General features: G+C 64.6%; 15 protein-coding genes. All 15 read left to right on the top strand.

Annotation, left to right across the window (positions count from 1 at the left end; translation table 11 throughout):
- Positions 1–32: 32 nt before the first annotated feature.
- The 15 genes from IVA92_RS03420 (at position 33) to IVA92_RS03350 (ending at position 20,138) form a co-directional block, all read left to right on the top strand.
- A complete protein-coding gene (locus tag IVA92_RS03420) occupies positions 33–3,035 on the top strand; it encodes a molybdopterin cofactor-binding domain-containing protein (protein WP_247279448.1) in 3,003 nt (1,000 codons plus the stop codon).
- The gene (locus IVA92_RS03415; RefSeq protein ID WP_247279447.1) at positions 3,032–3,847 is read left to right on the top strand and encodes an FAD binding domain-containing protein; all 816 of its coding nucleotides are present in this window, start codon (positions 3,032–3,034) and stop codon (positions 3,845–3,847) included. The genes IVA92_RS03420 and IVA92_RS03415 overlap by 4 nt, the downstream gene beginning before the upstream one ends.
- Entirely contained in the window at positions 3,844–4,362 is a 519-nt protein-coding gene (locus tag IVA92_RS03410; protein WP_247279446.1) for a (2Fe-2S)-binding protein, read from the top strand. Before IVA92_RS03415 ends, IVA92_RS03410 begins: the two co-directional genes overlap by 4 nt.
- Positions 4,355–5,899: an AMP-binding protein gene (locus tag IVA92_RS03405; RefSeq protein WP_247279445.1), complete on the top strand. Its 1,545-nt coding sequence runs from the start codon at positions 4,355–4,357 to the stop codon at positions 5,897–5,899. Before IVA92_RS03410 ends, IVA92_RS03405 begins: the two co-directional genes overlap by 8 nt.
- A gap of 36 nt (positions 5,900–5,935) precedes the next feature.
- Positions 5,936–6,742: an enoyl-CoA hydratase-related protein gene (locus IVA92_RS03400; RefSeq protein ID WP_247279444.1), complete on the top strand. Its 807-nt coding sequence runs from the start codon at positions 5,936–5,938 to the stop codon at positions 6,740–6,742.
- A gap of 73 nt (positions 6,743–6,815) precedes the next feature.
- Positions 6,816–8,147: an MFS transporter gene (locus IVA92_RS03395; protein WP_247279443.1), complete on the top strand. Its 1,332-nt coding sequence runs from the start codon at positions 6,816–6,818 to the stop codon at positions 8,145–8,147.
- A gap of 54 nt (positions 8,148–8,201) precedes the next feature.
- On the top strand, positions 8,202–9,899 hold the full coding sequence (locus tag IVA92_RS03390; RefSeq protein WP_247279442.1) for a GMC oxidoreductase: 1,698 nt from the start codon (positions 8,202–8,204) through the stop codon (positions 9,897–9,899).
- A gap of 1,021 nt (positions 9,900–10,920) precedes the next feature.
- Positions 10,921–11,805, top strand: coding sequence for an AraC family transcriptional regulator (locus IVA92_RS03385; RefSeq protein WP_247279441.1), 885 nt, complete (start codon positions 10,921–10,923; stop codon positions 11,803–11,805).
- A gap of 199 nt (positions 11,806–12,004) precedes the next feature.
- Positions 12,005–13,078: a sugar ABC transporter substrate-binding protein gene (locus IVA92_RS03380; RefSeq protein WP_247279440.1), complete on the top strand. Its 1,074-nt coding sequence runs from the start codon at positions 12,005–12,007 to the stop codon at positions 13,076–13,078.
- A 59-nt stretch (positions 13,079–13,137) separates the two neighbouring features.
- Positions 13,138–13,962 (top strand): ATP-binding cassette domain-containing protein, encoded by an 825-nt coding sequence (locus IVA92_RS03375; protein ID WP_247279439.1) that lies wholly within the window; start codon positions 13,138–13,140, stop codon positions 13,960–13,962.
- Positions 13,959–15,215, top strand: coding sequence for a sugar ABC transporter permease (locus tag IVA92_RS03370; RefSeq protein WP_247279438.1), 1,257 nt, complete (start codon positions 13,959–13,961; stop codon positions 15,213–15,215). The genes IVA92_RS03375 and IVA92_RS03370 overlap by 4 nt, the downstream gene beginning before the upstream one ends.
- A gap of 27 nt (positions 15,216–15,242) precedes the next feature.
- Positions 15,243–15,971: an SDR family oxidoreductase gene (locus tag IVA92_RS03365; protein WP_247279437.1), complete on the top strand. Its 729-nt coding sequence runs from the start codon at positions 15,243–15,245 to the stop codon at positions 15,969–15,971.
- Positions 15,972–15,977: 6 nt separating this feature from the next.
- Positions 15,978–17,603 (top strand): FGGY-family carbohydrate kinase, encoded by a 1,626-nt coding sequence (locus tag IVA92_RS03360; protein WP_247279436.1) that lies wholly within the window; start codon positions 15,978–15,980, stop codon positions 17,601–17,603.
- Between the two features lie 169 nt (positions 17,604–17,772).
- Entirely contained in the window at positions 17,773–19,104 is a 1,332-nt protein-coding gene (locus IVA92_RS03355; RefSeq protein WP_247279435.1) for an extracellular solute-binding protein, read from the top strand.
- Positions 19,101–20,138 carry an ABC transporter permease subunit gene (locus IVA92_RS03350; protein WP_247279434.1) on the top strand — a complete coding sequence of 346 codons (1,038 nt, stop codon included), beginning with the start codon at positions 19,101–19,103 and terminating at the stop codon, positions 20,136–20,138. Before IVA92_RS03355 ends, IVA92_RS03350 begins: the two co-directional genes overlap by 4 nt.
- Position 20,139: the final 1 nt, after the last annotated feature.

The following is a 20,139-nucleotide window of genomic DNA, read 5'->3' as shown; positions in this document are numbered from 1 at the left end:
GTCAAAGAGCGCGTCGGGAGGTATGCCGGGACATGTTGCAGGCGGTCAAATCCGCAAATCCGGAACGAGGCGATGAGCCGTGGGTCGGGCGTTCGATCGAGCGCGTCGAGGACGCAGCGCTGCTCACGGGCCGCGGCCGCTTCATCGACGATCTCGGCGTCCCGCCCGGCACGCTGCATGCGACGATCCTGCGCTCGCCGCATGCCCATGCCGATATTCTCTCGATCGATGCTGACGCTGCAAAGCGCCTGCCGGGCGTCGCCGCGGTTTTGAACGGCAGCGACGTCAAGACCGTCACCACGAGCCTCGTCGTCGGCGTGAAGGCAGCGGTCGAGTGCTGGCCGATCGCCATGGACCGCGTGCGCTATGTCGGCGAACCCGTTGTTGTGGTGGTCGCAACCGATCGTGCGCGTGCCGAGGATGCGGCCGAGCTGATCAATATCGAATATCGTCCGCGCGTTGCGGTCGTCGATCCGCTCGGGACTCTCGCGCCCGGCGCGCCCATTCTCCATGACGGCTTTCCCGGCAATCTCGCCAGCGATCGCCACTTCCGTTATGGCGATCCCGAGAAGGCCTTCGCGGATGCGCCGCATCGCTTCTCCATCGACATCCGCTATCCCCGCAATTCCTGCACGCCGATCGAAACCTACGGCGTCGTCGCCTCGCACGATGCCGGCGAAGACGCCTATGAGGTGCTCGCCAATTTCCAGGGCCCGTTCAGCATCCACACGGTCATTGCGCGGGCACTGAAGGTCCCGGGCAACCGGTTGCGGCTGCGTACGCCGCCGGATTCCGGCGGTAGCTTTGGCGTCAAGCAGGGCGTATTTCCCTATATCGTGCTGATCGCGGCCGCAGCACGTATCACTGGTAAGCCGGTGAAGTGGATCGAGGACCGGCTCGAGCATCTCACCGCATCGGTGTCGGCGACCAACCGCGCGACGAAATTGTCGGCGGCGGTAGCCGCGGACGGGAAGATCCTCGCGCTGGACTGGGACCAGGTCGAGGATTGCGGCGCGCATCTGCGGGCGCCCGAGCCGGCGACGCTGTATCGCATGCATGGCAATTTGACCGGCGCCTACGACATTCCCCACGTCAAGATCCGCAACCGCGTCGTCGTCACCAACAAGACACCGACCGGTCTCAACCGCGGTTTTGGCGGCCCGCAAGTCTATTTCGCGCTGGAGCGATTGGTCCAGAGGATCGCAACCGGCCTTGGCCTCGATCCGCTCGATGTCATCAAGCGCAACCTGATCGACGCCGGCGCATTTCCCTATCGCACCGCGACCGGCGCGCTGCTCGATTCCGGCAATTACCAGGAAGCCGTCGCGCGCGCGGTGGAGCAGGGCATACTTGCCGAGCTGAAGGCGAAGCGCGACGCGGCGCGGGCGCAGGGCCGTCTCTATGGCATCGGCTTCACCGCGGTGGTCGAGCCCAGCGTCTCCAACATGGGTTACATCACGACCGTGCTGACAGCGGCCGAGCGCCGCAAGGCCGGTCCCAAGAACGGCGCGCAGGCGACGGCCACGGTCGGGCTCGATCCGGTCGGCAGCGTCACCGTTCATGTTGCGTCGGTGCCGCAGGGGCAGGGCCATCGCACCGTGCTGTCACAGGTCGTCGCCGATGTGTTTGGCCTCCAGCCGAAAGACATCCGCGTCAACACCGAGATCGACACCGCCAAGGACGCCTGGTCGATCGCATCGGGCAATTACGCCAGCCGCTTTGCGGCGGCGGTGGCGGGCACCACAAAGCTCGCGGCCGAGCGCGTCGCCGGCAGGCTCGCCCGCATCGCCGCCAGCCAGCTTAACGTCGAAGCCGCCGACATCGTCTTCGCAAAGGGCTTCGTCGCCTCGAAGCATAATCCGGAGAACCGCATTGCGTTCTCGCGCGTGGCCGCGCTCAGCCACTGGTCGCCTGGCTCGCTGCCTGACGATGCCGGCCAGACCATCCGCGAGACCGTGTTCTGGACGCCGCCGGAGCTGACGCCGCCCGACGAGGACGACCGCATCAACTCCTCGCTCTGTCACGGCTTCATCTTCGACTTCTGCGGCGTCGAGATCGATCCCGTCACCATGGAGACGCGGATCGACCGCTACGTCACCATGCACGATTGCGGCACCATCCTGCATCCCGGCATGGTCAACGGCCAGATCCGCGGCGGCTTTACCCAGGCGCTCGGTGCCGCGCTGCTCGAGGAATATGCCTACGCCGAAGACGGCAGTTTTCTGACGGGAACGCTCGCCGACTATTTGCTGCCGACCACGACAGAGGTGCCGGAGCCCGAGATCTTCCACCTGGAGACGCCGTCGCCGTTCACGCCGCTTGGCGCGAAGGGCGTCGGTGAAGGAAACTGCATGTCGACGCCGGTGTGCCTCGCCAATGCGGTCGCGGATGCGCTCGGCGTGGACGACCTCACTTTGCCGCTGGTGCCGGCGCGGCTTGCCGAACTGGTGCGCGGTGCCGAGCCGCCGCCGCCCGCTGGCGGTGCGACTGCTGCGCCGGTGCGCGAGGGTGACCGGCGGCTGCGCGGCGAGGGGCAGGCCTCGGTGAAGGGCGCGCCAGAGCAGGTCTGGGCGATGCTGCTCGATCCCGCCACGTTGCAATCGGTCATTCCCGGCTGCCAGAGTGTCGACAGGATCACCGACACGCATTTCCGCGCCGACGTCACGCTCGGCATCGGCCCCGTCAGCGGTCGCTATCGCGCCGATGTCGAGCTGTTTGATCTCGATCCACCACGCGCGGTCACCCTGCGCGGCGGCGCCACCGGCGCGCTCGGCTTCGGCAATGCTGAAGGACGCATCACGCTCGCGCCCGACGGCAATGGCGGAACCAGGCTGACCTACAGCTTTGACGCTGCGATCGGCGGCAAGGTCGCCAGCATCGGCGGCCGTCTGCTCGATGGCGCGACGCGCGTGATCATCGGCCAGTTCTTCACCGCGCTTGCTCGTAAAGCCGGCGGTGGTGGCGCGGAGGGCGGCGGCTTCTCGTTGTTCGCCGTGTTGGCGAAGCTCGCTAGCCTATTCGGGGGGCGCCGATGAAGCCGCCCGCATTCGACTATCTCCGCGCCGAGAGCGTTGGCGATGTCCTCGAAGGCCTCGCGCAGCAGGGCGGCGATGCCCGCGTGCTCGCCGGCGGGCAGTCGTTGATGGCGATGCTCAACATGCGCCTCGCCAAGCCAAAGCTGCTGATCGACATCATGCGGCTCAGGGAGCTGCGTCAGATGGAGCGGAAGGGCGATGCCGTCGTCATCGGCGCCGGGGTGCGCCAGGCCGATTTGCTGGCATGGCCTGATCTGGCCGAAACGCTGCCGCTGGTGTCGCTGGCGCTGCCCTGGGTCGGGCACGTGCAGACCCGCAGCCGCGGCACGATCTGCGGCTCGCTCGCACATGCCGATCCCAGCGCCGAGATGCCGCTCGCGCTGGTCGCGCTCGGCGGCGAGGTATTTTTGCGCAACGCCAAGCGACGGCGCCGGGTCGCTGCCAAAGACTTCTTTGCCGGCATGATGCTGACCGCGCGTGCCGATGACGAGTTGATCGAGGGCATCTCGCTGCCTGTGGTCAAAGGAGCGCGCGTCGCCTTCCGCGAGGTCGCGCGCCGTCACGGCGATTTTGCCATCGTCGCCTGCGCCGCGATGAAAACGTCAACGGGCGTGCGCCTCGCTGTTGGTGGTGTCGCCGACGTGCCAACCGCGCGCGACTGGCCGCGGCTGGAGGGCAGCGCGCTCGACGATGCGCTGAATGCCTTCGCCTACGAACTCGGCGCCCGCGATGACGTCCACGCCACCGCGCGTTACCGCCGCGACCTCGTGCGCAGGATCGGCCGCGACCTGATCGGCGAGGTGCTGCAATGACCCGTCTCAAGGCCGATCAGCGCCATGCGGTCCGCTTCACGCTCAACGGCAAGCCGGTCGAGGCAGAAGCCGAGCCGCGCATGCTGCTGTCTGACTTCCTGCGTCACCAGTTGGGTGCGACCGGCACCCATGTCGGCTGCGAGCACGGCGTCTGCGGCGCCTGCACAATCGTCGTCGACGGCATGCTGACGCGCTCTTGTCTTACGCTCGCGGCTCAGGTCGAGGGTTGCGAGCTGGAGACGGTGGAAGGGCTCGCACCTTCTGCCGACCGGCTCGGCGTGCTGCAGCAAGCCTTTCGCCGCAACCACGCGCTCCAGTGCGGCTTCTGCACCGCCGGCATATTGATGTCGCTCGATCATTACCTCGCGAAGAATCCGGCGCCGACGGAGGTCGAGATCCGCGATCTCCTCAGCGGGCATATCTGCCGCTGCACCGGCTACACCCCGATCATCCAGGCGGCGTTAGATGCCGCTGCTGAGCTTGCTTTATCCAAAAAAGAGACGTCGAATGCTTGATCTCGCCAGGAGCTTTATCGCCAGTGCCGCGCGCGATCCCCACGCGATTGCCCTGGTCGACGGCGACCTCCGTCTGACTTACCGGCAATGGTACGACAAGATCTCCGCGCTCGTGGCCTCGTTCGACCGTCTCGGCCTCAAGCCGGGCGACCACGTCGTCACGCTGCTGCAGAACCGCTGGGAAGCGGCGACGCTGCACTGGGCGTGCCAGTTCGCCGGCCTCGTGATCACGCCGATCAACTGGCGCGCCAAGGCGGATGAGCTCGATTACTGCATCGAGAACGCCGAAGCTTGCGCGATCGTCTATCAGGACATTTCCGCTGAGGCGGTGCAGGGCTCGGCGCTGGCGGGCAAGCTGCTGCGCGTGTCCGTCGATCCCGGCACCGGCGAGGCGACGAGCTTTGCCGATTTGATCAAAAACAGTGCGCCGGACGCCGCGCCGCGTGTCGGCACCGACGCCTGGTCGATCATGCTCTATACGTCAGGCACGACCTCGCGCCCGAAGGGCGTGCCGCGCCGGCATCGCGCCGAACGCGCCGCGGCGATCGCCCATGTCGCGCAAAATCTCTACGGCCGCGGCGAGCGCACGCTCGGCGTCATGCCGCTCTACCACACCATGGGCGTCCGCTCGCTGCTGGCGATGTCGCTGATCGGCGGCACGTTCATCTGCCTGCCGCGCTATGACAGCCGCCAGGCGCTGGCGCTGATCGAGCAGGAAGCGATCACCAACCTCTATCTTGTGCCCACGCTCTATCATGACCTCGTCCATCACGAGGCCTTTGCCAAAACCGACGTCTCCAGCGTGCGCAAGCTCGGCTTTGCCGGCGCCTCGATGACCGATGGTTTGCTGAAGAAGCTCAACGAGGCGTTCAAGCCGGAGTTGTTCGTCAATCACTACGGCAGCTCCGAGATCTACACCTTCACGATCGACCAGAACGCCGCTGCAAAACCCGGCTCGGCCGGCAAGGCCGGGCTGAACCAGCACGTCAAGGTCGTGCGTATCGGCGCGAAGTCGATCGCGGATATCGCCGCCGTCGGCGAGGAGGGCGAGATCATCGCGACCCTCGTCGGCGACGAAGCTTTCGAAGGTTACTGGCGCCGCCCCGAGGCCGACGCCAAATCGCTGCGGGAGGGCTGGTACTTTACCGGCGATACCGGCCTCATTGATCCCGACGGCGATCTCTTCGTCACCGGCCGCGTCGACGACATGATCATCACCGGCGGCGAGAACGTCTCGCCGGTCGAGATCGAGAGCTGCCTGTCGCTGCATCCCGCTGTTGACGAGGTCGCGGTGGTCGGCGTCGCCGACGAGAAATGGGGCAAGGTCGTCGCCGCCTTCGTCAAGCGCAATCGCGCGGTGTCGGAAAGAGAGCTGGAACAGTTTTGCCGCACCTCTGGCCTTGCCAATTTCAAGCGGCCGCGCCGCTACGTCTTCGTCGACGCGATCCCGAAATCGCCGGTCGGCAAGCTGCTGCGGCGACTGCTCGTCGCCGGAGAATACGAGGCCGAGCGCCTGCCGCCGCCGGACGCGGCCTGATCATCAACCATCAACAATCAACAGAAGGAAGACAACATGGCGTCACCCTATTCATTCACCGATCCCCGGCTCGCCAAGCTCGACGGGTTCAAGGTCGAGATCGACGAGGCGCGTGAGCGCGCCGACATCATCCTGGGGAGGCCGCCCTACAACGTCGTGGCGATGCCTCAGCGCGACCAGCTGCGCCTGACTTTCGAGACGCTGGACGAGGATCCGCGCGTGCGCGTCATCGTGCTGCGCGGCGAGGGCGAGCACTTCTCCAGCGGCGGCAATATCGGCGGCTTCATGGAGGCGAGCCCGGAGCACGTCTCCAAGCTCGCCTGGAACATCGCCGCGCCCGCGCGCTGCGCCAAGCCCGTCATCGTCGCGAACCGCGGCTATTGCTTCGGCGTCGGCTTCGAGCTGTCGCTGGCCTGCGATTTCCGTATCGCCTCGGAGACCACGCAATACGCGTTGCCGGAGCAGAAGCTCGGCCAGATCCCGGGCTCGGGCGGCTCGGCACGGCTCCAGAAGATGGTCGGCATCACCCGCACCAAGGACATCGTGATGCGCTCCAAGCGCATCTCGGCCAAGCAGGCCTATGACTGGGGCATCGCCACCGATTGCGTGCCGGATGCCGAGCTGGAGACGGCGACCGACAAGCTCGTCGATGAGCTCCGCACCTTCTCGCCGCTGGCGCAGCGCACCGCCAAGAAGCTCCTCAACGACACCGAGGATTCGACGCTCGCCATCGCCATCGAGCTCGAAGGCCATTGCTACAGCCGCCTGCGGCAGTCGGAAGACTTCAAGGAAGGCGTCGAGGCCTTCAACGCCAAGCGTCCGCCGAAGTTCACCGGCCGCTGAGACGCGACGAAACTGCCGCGGTTCGCAATGGTGCGAACCGCGGTGTCATTCAAAACGGGGGAGGTCAAACAACATGGCTGAGATGGATATGCCGGTCGCGGGTGCACAAGCATCGGCCGATAACAAGCAGATGGTCAACGCGATCATCGCCTCGGTGCTCGGATGGGCACTCGATCTGTTCGATTTGTTCATTCTGCTCTACGTGGCGCCGGTTGTCGGCGCGCTGTTCTTTCCGTCGAGCAATCCGGCACTGTCGCTGGCCGCGGTCTACGGCTCGTTCGCCGTCACGCTGCTGATGCGGCCGCTCGGCTCGGCGATCTTCGGCCATTATGCCGACGTGCACGGCCGCAAGCAGGCGATGCTGATCGCCATCATCGGCGTCGGCGTCAGCACGGCGGCGTTCGGCCTGCTGCCGACCATCGCGCAGGTCGGTGTGATCGCGCCGGTCATCTTCCTGATCCTGCGCCTGGTGCAGGGCATCTTCGTCGGCGGCGTCGTGGCGTCCACCCACACCATCGGCACCGAGTCCGTGCCGCCGCAATGGCGCGGTGCGATGTCCGGTCTGGTCGGCGGCGGCGGTGCCGGCATCGGCGCGCTGCTGGCGTCCTTCATCTTCCTGATCACGTCCTCGGTCTTCCCCGGCGATGCCTTCGCGGTGTGGGGCTGGCGCTTCATGTTCTTTTCGGGACTGCTGAGCTCGCTACTCGGCTGGTTCATCTTCCGCAACCTCGAGGAGTCGCCATACTTCAAGGAGCTCAAGCGCCAGCAGGGCAACAAGCAGGCGAAAGTCTCGAAAGCGCCGGTCAAGGACGTGTTCTCCGGCCAATATCGCGGCGTGCTGCTGGTCAATCTGCTCATCACCTTCGGTGGCGGCGCGGGCTACTACCTGACCTCGGGCTATCTGCCGAGCTTCCTGAAGGTCATCAACGCGGTCCCGAATCAGACCTCGTCGCTGATCCTGATGGGCGCGAGCGTGTCGGCGTTCTTCTCCGCGGTGCTGGTCGGCGCGCTCAGCGACCAGATCGGCCGCAAGAAGACGTTTTTGCTGATCGGCGTGCTGGCTGCGGTATTGCTGCCGCTGTGCTATCTCAATCTCGCAGCGACAACGGACACGACGCAGATCACGCTCTATGCGCTCGCCATCGCCTTCATCGGCAATGCCGGTTACGCCCCGGTGCTGATCTTCCTCAACGAACGTTTTCCAACGGCGCTGCGCGCGAGCGGCACCGGCCTGTCCTGGAATATCGGCTTTGCGCTGGGCGGCATGATGCCGACCTTCGTCTCGCTGGTAAGCGGCAGCCCCGCGGAGATTCCGATGTCGCTGGCCTACTTCGCGGTCGGTGTGTTCGTGATCTATCTGATCGGTGCGATCGTGATCCCCGAGACCAAAGGCGACTTCCGCTGAAGCAAACCGGCGCGGCCACGACGGCCGCGCCGACCATTGCACGACGAGACAGGAATGGATGAGCTGCATTTCGACGATGTGATCGTCGGCGGCGGGTCGGCGGGCTGCGTGCTCGCCAATCGGCTTTCCGCGGATGGGGGGCGTCGCGTGCTTCTGATCGAAGCCGGGATGGATACGCCGCCGGAGGCGACGCCGCCCGAAATCCTCGACAGCTATCCGATGACGCTGTTCTTCGGCGACACGTACATCTGGCCCGGCCTGTCGGCGGCGGCCGGCCGTAATGCCGAAGGCAAGCCTGTTATCCGCGCCTATGAGCAGGGACGGGTGATGGGCGGCGGCTCCAGCATCAACGTGCAGTCGGCCAATCGCGGCCTGCCGCGCGACTATGATGAATGGCGCGATCTGGGTGCGCGGGGCTGGGGCTGGGCGGATGTGCTGCCATATTTCCTCAAGCTAGAATCCGATCTCGATTTCGACGGACCGCTGCACGGCAAGCACGGTCCAATCCCGATCCGACGCATCGCGCGCGAAGCGATGCCGCCGTTCGGCCACGCCGTCGGCGAGGCGTTGTCCGCAACTGGCCTGCCATTCCGAAAGGACCAGAACGGCGAGTTCGAGGACGGCATTTTTCCGCCGGCGTTTTCGAACCGCAATGACCAGCGTGTCTCCACGGCCGCCGGCTACCTCGATGCGGCGACGCGGGCGCGGCCGAATCTGACCATCTGGGCCGACAGCGAGGTCGAGCAACTTCGGCTTGACGGCCGCCGCGCAACGGGTGTGATGGTCGCTCGCGGCGGCGAGCGGCTCACCGTCGGTGCCCGCCGCGTAATCCTCACGGCAGGCGCGCTGCAATCGCCGGCGATCCTGATGCGGGCGGGCATCGGCCCCGGTGCGGCGCTGCAAGCTCTGGGCATTCCCGTGGCGATCGATTTGCCCGCGGTCGGCAGCAATCTGCGCGACCATCCCGCGCTGACGTTCTGCCAATATCTGCCGAGGCAGCTACGGCTGCCGCTGACCCGGCGGCGCCCAAACTTTGCCGCGATGCGCTTCTCCTCCAAACATCGAGGCTGCGATGCTTCCGACATGTACATCACGGCCTCGGCGCGCGGAGGCTGGCACGCGCTGGGCACGCGGCTCGGTCTCTATTTCCTCTGGTGCAACCGGCCGTATTCGAGCGGATCGCTGAAGTTGGCGACGCCCGATCCCGAGACTTTTCCGGTTGTCGATTTCAACCTGTTGTCCGATCCGCGTGATCTCGAACGGATGATTGCGTCCGTCCGCCTGCTTGCGAGCCTGGTCGTCCATCCCGCGGTCAATCCTGAGGCCGGTGATTTCTTCCCGGCCTCGTATTCCCCGCGCATCAAGCGGCTCAGCCGGTATGGCACGGTCAATCGCATCGTCGCATCCATCCTCGGGCCGATGCTCGACGTGCCTGCGGTCCTCCGGCAACTCCTGATCCGGCTGGTCCTGCTCAACGGCACCGCCTTCCGGGCGACGCTGGCGGACGACCGTGCCCTTGAAGCCTTTGTGCGGCAGAGCGTGTTCGGCGTCTGGCACCCCGTGGGGACATGCCGCATGGGCGATTCCGCCGACCCCACGGCGGTAGTCGATCCCGAGGGCAGGGTGATCGGCAGCGACAATATTTTCGTGGCGGATGCCTCGATTATGCCGCGGTTGCCGACGGCCAATACCAACATCCCCGTGATCATGGCGGCCGAGAAGATCAGCGATGCGCTTTTGCCCCGAAGTTAGAGTGGGATGCCCCGACCGCAGGCGCGCGCAAGGATGGCCGAAATCGCCCGACACGTCACCGAACTTCCGGATCAGCTAGACTGGACACCGACCGAAGCTGACTATCAATGGGGTTGTGCGCCAATGACCGCTGACGGTATCGGCTGACAGTCGGCCAAAGCCCAAGAGGAGTCCGTTTCGGCTTAGTGTACGTCTATGTTCGTCGACTGATACCGATAGTTGCTGAAAGTGCCGCCCCTCAGAGCCTCGGAAATTTTCCTGTGAATTCAAGACCAAAAATTTGGGTCGGGTATACCGTCGGCATTAGACCGTCAGCTTTGAGGATTTATGCTTGTTAATCAACGCGAAAACGGCTTCCTGAATCATTGAGTGGGAGTAGTGCGGGTGGCGAGGATAGCGCAGTTTAGCGTATTTGGTCGAACTGTTCTCCGCCCGTCGCGCTGAGAGGCGGGCCGGCCAGCGAGCTCGGCTTATCCCGGCGGAGATCTGAAAGCCATTGTCTTTTCATTGATGGAGAAATTCCGCGCGCTTGGTCGTACATAAAGGTCGGGCGCTCAGAGTCTTCGACACCGATAGGTCCGGGCCACAGGGGTTGATTAGCACCGATCCTTTCGTCCAAGGTAGCCTCAAGCAGCTCGGGCATGGATTGAAGAATTCAGAAAGTTCAATTTCTGAGGTGGGCTGCGTGTGGATGACGTGTGCACCGACGGACCAACAAGGATTCGGTTACAGCCATCATGCGCTTTTGACAGCAGGGCCTCCGGTTGCGGCACGAGGATTCGGCGGCTTGATAGCTCTAATTGCCCGATCTGATTGATCCGTCTGCGCAATCCCAGCCGCGACATGCCCGCGGGCGCCGCAATGCATGTCAAAAAAGTATCAGTCGCACATTGAAATCGTGGTGGCGGGTCCAGATACCGCTCGCTACGATCTCGGGCGAGAGGAAGCGCTGAAGCAAATTCAGCCAATAAGGGAACAGGTGCGGCTCATTGCAAACCGCACCGGCCTGAAGGGAGCGGATATGGAACCGGACCTGGAAGTTGTCCAGATACGGCGCGGCGAGTCGTTCAAGGCGTGGTCGCACGGCTACCCATTCCACACCGTCCGCTGGCATTTCCATCCCGAATACGAGCTCCACCAGGTTGTGACGACCAGCGGTCGCTATTTCGTCGGCGACTTCATCGGCGAGTTCGAGCCGGGCAATCTCGTGCTCACCGGCCCCAATCTGCCGCACAATTGGGTGAGTGATGTGCCGGCCGGAAACACCATCCCGCTACGCGGGCGCGTCCTCCAGTTCAGCGAAGAGTTCATCGGCGACCTGATGAAGGTCATGCCGGAGCTGTCGGGCCTCGCCGCGCTGCTGGATTTCTCCCGGCGCGGCGCGCTCTTTACGCGCAGCACCAGCGACAAGATCTCTCCGCTGATGGAGGAGATCGTGACTGCGAACGGTGTGCGCCGGATCGAACTGTTCCTGATGATCTTGGGGACACTCTGCCGCGCCCGCAATGCGCGTCCGCTCTCCAGTCCGAATTATCTGCCCGACCCGTCCGGGTATATGTCGGCGGGCATGAATAAGGCGCTTGCCTTCATCCGACAGAATTTGACTCAGCCTTTCGGTGAAGCCGAGCTTGCGGCGATCGCCGGCCAGTCGCAAAGCGCGTTTTCGCGCTCCTTCCGCCGGCACACGGGCATGTCGCTGGTGCAATACGTCAAGCGCCTGCGCGTCAATCTCGCCTGTCAGATCCTGATGAGCGACGAGCAGGCTTCCATCACCGACATCTGCTTCGAGGTCGGCTTCAACAATCTCTCCAACTTCAATCGGCAGTTTTTGGCCGAGAAAGGTATGCCGCCTTCGCGCTTCAGGCGATTGCTCGCGCAGAACATCGATACGGCACGCGCGGCCTAGCCGGCGAAAAAGCAAAGGAGGAGACCAAAACGGGAAGAATGACGCGGGCATGCCGATGGCAGCCCGCGACAGGAATCGCTTGTCCAGGAATTCCGTGCGGCTTCAGAGCCCCGGCACTCATCGCCGCCGGGACGGGAGCCGCGAAGGCCCATCTTCAAGGATCAACCACAGCACTCCAGTTCTGGAAAGGAAAGTCCGAATGAAAAAGTTCTCCCCGAAACATGCAGGCACGCTTGCTCTGGCGGTGTCGCTGCTCGGCACAACGGCCATGATCTCGCAGGCCGCAGAGGTGAAGGATGCGACTGTTGCCTTCCTGATGCCGGACCAGGCCTCCACCCGCTACGAACAGCACGATTATCCGGGCTTTGCCGCGGAGATGAAGAAGCTCTGCGAGAGCTGCAAGGTGATCTATCAGAACGCCAGCGCCGATGCAGCGCGGCAGCAACAGCAGTTCAACTCGGTCATCTCGCAGGGCGCCAAGGTGATCGTGCTCGACCCCGTCGATTCCACCGCCGCAGCCTCCCTCGTCAAGATGGCGCAGTCGCAGGGCATCAAGGTCATTGCCTATGACCGGCCGGTGCCCGACGCCAAAGTCGATTTCTACGTCTCCTTCGACAACGAAGCCATCGGCAAAGCCATCTCCGACTCGCTCATCAAGCATCTGAAGGCCACCAACGTCGCGGCGAAGGAAGGTGAGGGCGTGCTCGAAATCAACGGGTCGCCGACCGATGCCGCTGCGGGCCTCATCAAGAAGGGCATCCACGCGGGCCTTGATAAGAGCGGCTATCCGCTTCTCGCCGAATACGACACGCCGGACTGGGCGCCGCCGAAGGCGCAGCAATGGGCGAGCGGCCAGGTCACCCGCTTCGGTAAGAAGATCCTCGGTGTGGTGGCCGCCAACGACGGCACCGGCGGTGGCGCAATTGCCGCTTTCAAGGCCGCGGGCGTCGATCCGGTGCCGCCGGTGACGGGCAACGATGCGACGATCGCCGCGCTTCAGCTCATCATCGCCGGCGATCAGTACAACACGATCTCCAAGCCCAGCGAGATCGTGGCCGCTGCGGCGGCCGAGGCGGCGGTGAAGTTCCTTTCCGGCGAGACGCCCAAGGCGGAAACCACGCTTTTCAACGCGCCATCGAAGCTGTTCGTGCCGGCGGTCGTCACGCAGGAGAACCTGAAGGCGGAGATCATCGACAAGAAGATCCAGACGGCCGATCAGCTCTGCACCGGCCGATATGCCGTCGGCTGCAAGAAGCTCGGCATCACGCAATGAATGCCTGGGTCCCGGCCGCTCGCCGCGGCCGGGACCGACGTCGAGAGGACGGACTGGATATGACCACGACCCCGGATGTCGATCGCGCGCAGGGCGGACCGCGTCAGCCGGTCCTGAGTCTTCGCGGAATTTCCAAGCATTTCGGCGCCGTGTCCGCCCTGACCAACGTTGATCTCGACGTGCATGCCGGCGAGGTCGTGGCGCTCGTGGGCGACAATGGCGCTGGGAAATCCACCCTGGTAAAGATCCTTGCCGGCGTGCACCAGCCCAGCTCCGGAACGATCGCCTTCGGCGGCGAACATGTCGTCCTGTCCGATCCGGCCACCGCGCTCGGCCTCGGCATCGCCACCGTTTTCCAGGATCTGGCGCTCTGCGAGAATCTCGATGTGGTCGCGAATATCTTCCTCGGCCGCGAGCTCAATCCGCTGCGGCTCGACGAGGTCTCCATGGAGCTTCGCGCCTGGACCTTGCTCAACGAATTGTCGGCGCGGATTCCGAGCGTGCGCGAGCCCGTGGCATCGCTCTCCGGCGGACAGCGCCAGACGGTTGCGATCGCGCGTTCACTGCTCACTGAACCGAAGCTCATCCTGCTCGACGAGCCCACCGCCGCACTCGGCGTCGCCCAGACCGCCGAGGTGCTCGACCTCGTCGAGCGCGTTCGCGCCCGCGGCCTCGGCGTCATCATGATCAGCCACAACATGGAGGACGTTCGCGCCGTCGCCGACCGGATCGTGGTGCTGCGGCTCGGCCGCAACAACGGTGAATTCGAGCCCGACGTCTCCAACCAGGATCTCGTCACGGCGATTACCGGTGCGGACGAAAACTCGGTCTCGCGCCGCGCCAGCCGGCGCCGCGCCCATCAGCCGCCGGAGCTTGGGCGATGACGGGCGAGACGCACCCGGTTTCGACGGCGCGGCTGCTCGACCGCAGCGACGAACGGGTCAAGCACGCGGATACGCTCGGCAACACGATCCGCGCCTTTGTCGACCGGGTGCGGTCGGGCGACCTCGGCTCGCTGCCGGTGGTCGTCGGGCTCATTGTCATCTGCACGGCATTCGAGAGCCTCAACCCGGTCTCTCTCGCGCCGGACAATCTGGTCAATTTGCTGTTCGATTGCTCGACGGTGGGCGTGATCTCGCTGGGCATCGTCTGCATCCTGATGGTCGGCGAGATCGATCTCTCGGTCGGCTCGGTGAGCGGGTTTGCATCGGCACTCGTCGGCGTGCTCTGGGTCGGTCAGGATTGGCCGGTCGCCGTTGCGATCGTGACGGCGCTGGTGCTGGGCGCGGCCATCGGCGCGCTCTATGCGTTTCTGTTCAATCGCCTGGGGATGCCGAGCTTCGTGTCGACGCTGGCCGGCCTGCTGGCGTGGCTCGGCCTGCAGCTCTATCTGCTCGGCTCCTCCGGTTCGATCAATCTTCCGTACGGATCGCCATTGGTCAATTTCGGTCAGATGCTCGTCATGCCGCCGATCGTGTCTTATGTGCTGGCGGCGGTCGCGATCCTGGTCATGTTCGTGACCGACTACCGGACGGCCGCGCGTCGGCGGGCGGCGGGCCTCTCGGCCAGTTCGCTCGGCCGCATGGTGCTGAAGGCGCTGCTGGTCACCATCGTGCTCGAATTCGTCGTGTATTATCTCAATCTCGGGCGCGGCATTCCCTGGATGTTCGGCCTGTTCGTCGGCTTGTGCGTGGTCATGAACTACGCGTTGACGCGGACCAAATGGGGCCGCTCGATGTCCGCCGTCGGCGGTAATCGCGAGGCGGCGCGCCGCGCCGGCATCAACGTTCGCCGCGTCCATTTGTCCGCGTTCGTGCTGTGCTCCACACTGGCGGCCGCCGGTGGCATATTGGCCGCGGCGCGGCTGGCATCGTCCAGCCAGCAGGCCGGGACCGGGGATGTGAACCTCAACGCAATCGCCGCCGCGGTCATCGGCGGCACGAGCCTGTTCGGCGGCCGCGGCAGCGCCTATTCCGCATTGCTCGGCGTCATCGTCATCCAGTCCATCGCGAGCGGCTTGACGCTGCTCGATCTCTCCTCGTCGCTACGGTACATGATTACGGGCGCGGTCCTTGCCATTGCGGTCATCGTCGATTCGCTGGCACGGCCCTCGCGTCTCTCCCATGGCCGAGCTTGAATAACCCGAACAAGAAAAGGACAAGCCTTGGCCCAAGAACTTGCAGGAAAAGTTGCCGCGATCACCGGCGCCGCGTCGGGCATCGGTCTGGAATGTGCCAGAACATTGATCGGCGCGGGTGCGCGGGTGGTGCTGATCGATCGTGCGGAGGAGGCGCTGAGCAGCGTCTGCGCCGGGCTGGGCGACCGGGCGATTCCATTGCGTGTCGACCTCACCGATCTTGTGAGCGTGCAAACCATGATGCCGCAGGTGCTGGAGAAGGCGGGCCAGCTGGACATCTTTCATGCGAATGCCGGCGCCTATGTCGGCGGCGAGGTGCTTGGCGGCGATCCCGACGCCTGGGACCGCATGCTCAATTTGAACGTCAATGCGCTGTTCCGCTCCATCCATGCGGTACTGCCGCATATGGTCGAACGAAAAAGCGGCGACATCATCGTCACCAGTTCGATCGCAGGGCTCGTCCCCGTCGTCTGGGAACCGATCTACACCGCCTCAAAGCACGCCGTGCAGGCTTTCGTGCACACGCTGCGCCGGCAGGTCGCCAAGCATGGTTTGCGCGTCGGCGCGGTTGCACCAGGTCCGGTCGTGACCGCGCTCATCAAGGACTGGCCCAAGGCGAAGGTGGAGGAGGAAATGGCGGCCGGCGGGTTGATGCAGCCGGTGGAGGTCGCAGAGGCGGTGCTCTTCATGCTGACGCGTCCGAGAAACGTCACCATCCGCGACCTCGTCATCCTGCCGCAGAGCAACGATCTGTAGCGTCTCATGACCAAGCAATCCGATAACCGCCATTTCCTTGGCATCGATGTCGGCACCAGCAGCGCACGGGCCGGCGTGTTCGACCGCGCCGGCAAGCTCCTTGCGAGTGACAGCGCCCCTGTCGCGCTCTGGCGGGAGGCCGGCGATGTCGTCGAGCAGTCCAGCCAGGATATCTGGCATGCCGTCTGTCGCAGCGTGCGGGGCGCGGTGGCGCAGGCCGGCGTCGCGCCCGACAGCATCGCCGGCATCGGCTTCGACGCGACCTGCTCGCTGGTGGTGCTAGGCGAGGGCGGCGCGCCGCTGCCCGTCGGACCGTCCGGCGATCCCGCCCGCAACGTCATCGTATGGATGGATCACCGCGCCGCCGATCAGGCGCGCCGCATCAACCAGACGGGCGAAAAAGTTCTCGACTATGTCGGCGGAACGATCTCACCCGAGATGGAGACGCCGAAACTGTTGTGGCTCGCCGAGAACATGCCAGACACGTTCTGCCATGCGTGGCAGTTCATGGACTTGACCGACTTTCTCTCCTGGCGGGCGACAGGGAGCCTGTCTCGCTCCACATGTACCGTGACATGCAAGTGGACCTATCTGGGTCACGAAAACCGTTGGGACGATCAATTCTTCCGCAAGGTCGGCCTCGGCGTGCTCGCGGACGAGCAGTTTCGCAGGATGGGCACCGAGATCGTGCCCGGGGGAACGAGATTGGCGGCGGGCCTGACGGCGAAGGCCGCGGCCGATCTCGGCCTCATTGCGGGTACGGCGGTCGCCGCCGGCCTTATCGACGCCCATGCTGGCGGCGTCGGAACGGTGGGCGCGCGCGGTACGGCGGGCACGGTGCTGACGCGCATGGCCTATGTGTTCGGAACCTCCGCCTGTACCATGACGACCACGTCGGCTCCGTCCTTCGTCCCCGGCGTGTGGGGACCCTATTTCTCGGCCATGGTGCCCGGGCTCTGGCTCAATGAAGGGGGGCAGTCCGCCGCCGGCGCTGCTATCGAGCATCTGTTGCAGATGCATCCGCATTCCGCGCAAGCGACGCAGGCTGCACGCCAGAAGCAGCAGACGCTTGCCGATTGGCTGGCCTCCGAAACCGAATCCCGCGGCGGTGCCGGAATGATTCCGCAGTTGGTCGGCGAGGTGCATGTGGTCCCCGAATTCCTCGGCAATCGCGCGCCGTTCGCGGATCCTGATGCGCGTGCGCTGATTGCCGGGCTCGATATGCGCGCGGATCTGGACAGCCTGCTGGCGCTTTATCTCGCCGGGCTGTGCGGTCTCGGCTGCGGCGCGCGGCAGATCGTTCGCGCCCAGCAAGACAAGGGCATCGCGGTCGATACGATGGTGGTCAGCGGTGGCGCCGCAAAGAGTCCCCTCGTGCGGCAAGTCGTCGCCGATATGACAGGCTTGACGGTCGCCGCGTCGGCCTCACCGGAGGCCGTCCTGCTCGGCTCCGCCATGCTTGGATCGGTTGCTTCGGGCGACCATGCCGATCTCGGCGAGGCGATGCAGGCGATGTCGGTTCTGGGAGACATCCATCGACCCCAGGCCGCTCTGGCAGATTGGGCCGACCGGCGCTTTGCAGCCTTCGAGGCCCTGCAAAAGGTCGGTCGGGATATCAGAAGCGCTTCCTAGCCGCTCTGCAGGCTGGACCCGGTGTCCCCAGGCACGCTCGTTTCTGGCGCCCGTGTTGGCTGTTGTGCGCGAGGGCCCTCGACCCTCTTTCATCATATCGACACATATGTCATGATAGAAATACAAATGTATAGTCCAGGTGTCCTTGCCTGGCGAGGGAGGGCTGCCCATGGGTAGGAAAGTCGCATTCATTGCGGCCTTGTTCGGCGCGTTGGCACTGGCTGGTCCGGCGCAGGCACGGGTCGAGGTCCAGTGGTGGCACGCCATGAGTGGCGTCCTCGGCGACCGGCTCAATGAGCTGGTCGAGAAGTTCAACAGCTCGCAGGACAAGTACACGGTCGTGGCGGTTGCCAAGGGAAACTATGACGAGGTGACCAACGGGGTGATCGCCGCCTATCGCGCCAAGCGGCCGCCGGAGATGGTGCAGATCGCCGAGCGCGGTTACATGACCATGCTGCTGTCAGGGGCCATCGTTCCCGTGCAGGATCTGGTGGAGCAGAAGGGTTACAAGATCGACTTTTCTGATTTCATCAAGCCCGTGGCGAGCTTCTGGAGCTACAAGGGGCGGATGTCCGCGATGCCCTTCAACTCGTCGACGCCCATCTTCTGGTACAACAAGGATCACTTCCAGAAGGCCGGCTTCGACAAGCCGGCCGAAACCTGGCAGGAGCTGGAGAAGCAGCTCTACGCCATCAAGTCCAAGGGGATCAGCGAGTGCGGCACGGTGCTGCCCGGCGATTTCTACTGGAGCCTGCTCGAGAACTACAGCGCCATCAACAACCAGCCCTACGGCACGCTCGCGAACGGCTTCGACGGGCTCGGCACCGAGTTCGTCTACAACAAAACGAAGGTGGTATCGCAAGTCGCGCGGCTCAAGAAATGGCTCGATGACGGTGTGATGCAGATCGCGGGCCAGGGCTTCAGTCCCGAGCAATTGTTCACGTCGGGCCGGTGTTCGACCTTCGTCAATTCGACCGCCTCGCACGGCAACATCGAGCGCAACGCGACCATCAACTGGAGCGCCACGTTCCTGCCGCACGAGAGCGACATTAATCCGCCGCTCAACAGCACCATCGGGGGCGGCGCCATCTGGGTCATGAAGGGTCACACGCCGGAGCGCTACGAGGCCGTCGCGGCCTTTCTGGATTTCGTCGCCCAGCCGGAAACCCAGGTCTGGTGGCACGGTGCGACCGGTTATGTTCCCGCCACCAACCGCGCCTATGCGCTCGCGCGGGAGCGGGGCTATTACAAGGATCATCCGACAAGAGAGATCGCGGTGCTGCAGCTCTCGCGCGGCACGCCGAACGAGAACTCGCGCGGCTTCCGCTTCGGCAACTTCGTGCAGACGATGCTGGCGCAGCGCCAGGAGGTCGAGGCCGTGTTCGCCGGTCAGAAGCAGCCACAGCAGGCGATGGATGACGCAGTCAAGCGGGGTAACGAGATCCTGCGGCAGTTCGAGAAGCTCAATGCCGGGAAGACTCCGGAAACCGAGCGTCCATGACGCTGCGCCTGTCCATCCCGTGGCGTGACGCTTGCGCCCCCGTGCTTCAGAGAAGGCACGGGAGCGGCGGGTCCAAGGCCCAGCCGGTGGCGGCCGCCGGCAGCTCGCGCAGGGCGGGAAAGACGCGGCGGCGCGAGGAGGCCGGACTGAAGCGCGCCAATTTTGGCGACGGTCCGGGCCTGCCGACGCTGCTGTTGCTGCCGCAATTGCTGATCCTGCTGTTCTTCTTCTTCATTCCATCGCTGCGGGCGCTGATGCAATCCGTCCTGCTCAGCGATCCCTTCGGCAATAATGTCCAGTTCGTCTGGTTCGACAATTTCAAGGCGCTGCTGGCGAGCACCGACTACCGCCAGTCGATCGCGGTGACGTTCTGGTTCACGGTGGCGCAGAACGTGCTGACCTTGGGCAGCGCGCTCGTGCTGGCCTTCGCCACCGACAGGATCGTGCGCGGTCGCTCGGCCTATCGCACGATCATCCTGTTGCCCTATGCCATAGCGCCCGCGATCGCCGGCATCCTGTGGGCTTTCCTGTTCAATCCGGCGGTCGGCCCGCTCGCGCAGGTGCTGCACAGTTTCGGCATTGCCTGGGACCCCAACCTCAATCCGACCGATGCGCTGATCCTGGTGACGCTGGCCGCGTCCTGGAAGCACATCTGCTACGACTACATCTTCCTGGTCGTAGGATTGCTCGCGGTGCCGGTCTCGCTGATGGAGGCCGCCGCCGTGGACGGCGCGGGACCGATCCGCCGCTTCGTCTCGATTGCGCTGCCGATGCTCGGGCCCACCATCTTCTTCCTCACGGTGATGAACTTCATCTATGGTTTCTTCGAAACTTTCGCCATCATCGATGCCGTGACGAAAGGCGGACCAGCCGGTGCGACCAACATTCTGGTCTACAAGGTCTTCGTCGACGGCTTCGTCAATCTCGATCTCGGCTCCTCGGCCGCACAATCGGTCCTCCTGATGAGCTTTGCGCTGATCTGCACGCTGCTGCAATTCCGCTACTTCGACCGCAAGGTCAATTACGGGGTCTAGC

The organism is Bradyrhizobium sp. 154 (assembly GCF_023073875.1).
Taxonomy (GTDB): Bacteria; Pseudomonadota; Alphaproteobacteria; order Rhizobiales; family Xanthobacteraceae; genus Bradyrhizobium.
This window is presented reverse-complemented; position numbering and strand designations above follow the sequence as displayed.

Bases quoted from the DNA above. Each gene is read 5' to 3' on its own strand.
- IVA92_RS03385 (WP_247279441.1), top strand. From the start codon at position 10,921: ATGGAACCGGACCTGGAAGTTGTCCAGATACGGCGCGGCGAGTCGTTC.
- IVA92_RS03415 (WP_247279447.1), top strand. From the start codon at position 3,032: ATGAAGCCGCCCGCATTCGACTATCTCCGCGCCGAGAGCGTTGGCGAT.
- IVA92_RS03390 (WP_247279442.1), top strand. From the start codon at position 8,202: ATGGATGAGCTGCATTTCGACGATGTGATCGTCGGCGGCGGGTCGGCG.
- IVA92_RS03375 (WP_247279439.1), top strand. From the start codon at position 13,138: ATGACCACGACCCCGGATGTCGATCGCGCGCAGGGCGGACCGCGTCAG.
- IVA92_RS03350 (WP_247279434.1), top strand. From the start codon at position 19,101: ATGACGCTGCGCCTGTCCATCCCGTGGCGTGACGCTTGCGCCCCCGTG.
- IVA92_RS03410 (WP_247279446.1), top strand. From the start codon at position 3,844: ATGACCCGTCTCAAGGCCGATCAGCGCCATGCGGTCCGCTTCACGCTC.
- IVA92_RS03355 (WP_247279435.1), top strand. From the start codon at position 17,773: ATGGGTAGGAAAGTCGCATTCATTGCGGCCTTGTTCGGCGCGTTGGCA.
- IVA92_RS03405 (WP_247279445.1), top strand. From the start codon at position 4,355: ATGCTTGATCTCGCCAGGAGCTTTATCGCCAGTGCCGCGCGCGATCCC.
- IVA92_RS03395 (WP_247279443.1), top strand. From the start codon at position 6,816: ATGGCTGAGATGGATATGCCGGTCGCGGGTGCACAAGCATCGGCCGAT.
- IVA92_RS03380 (WP_247279440.1), top strand. From the start codon at position 12,005: ATGAAAAAGTTCTCCCCGAAACATGCAGGCACGCTTGCTCTGGCGGTG.
- IVA92_RS03370 (WP_247279438.1), top strand. From the start codon at position 13,959: ATGACGGGCGAGACGCACCCGGTTTCGACGGCGCGGCTGCTCGACCGC.
- IVA92_RS03400 (WP_247279444.1), top strand. From the start codon at position 5,936: ATGGCGTCACCCTATTCATTCACCGATCCCCGGCTCGCCAAGCTCGAC.
- IVA92_RS03360 (WP_247279436.1), top strand. From the start codon at position 15,978: ATGACCAAGCAATCCGATAACCGCCATTTCCTTGGCATCGATGTCGGC.
- IVA92_RS03420 (WP_247279448.1), top strand. From the start codon at position 33: ATGTTGCAGGCGGTCAAATCCGCAAATCCGGAACGAGGCGATGAGCCG.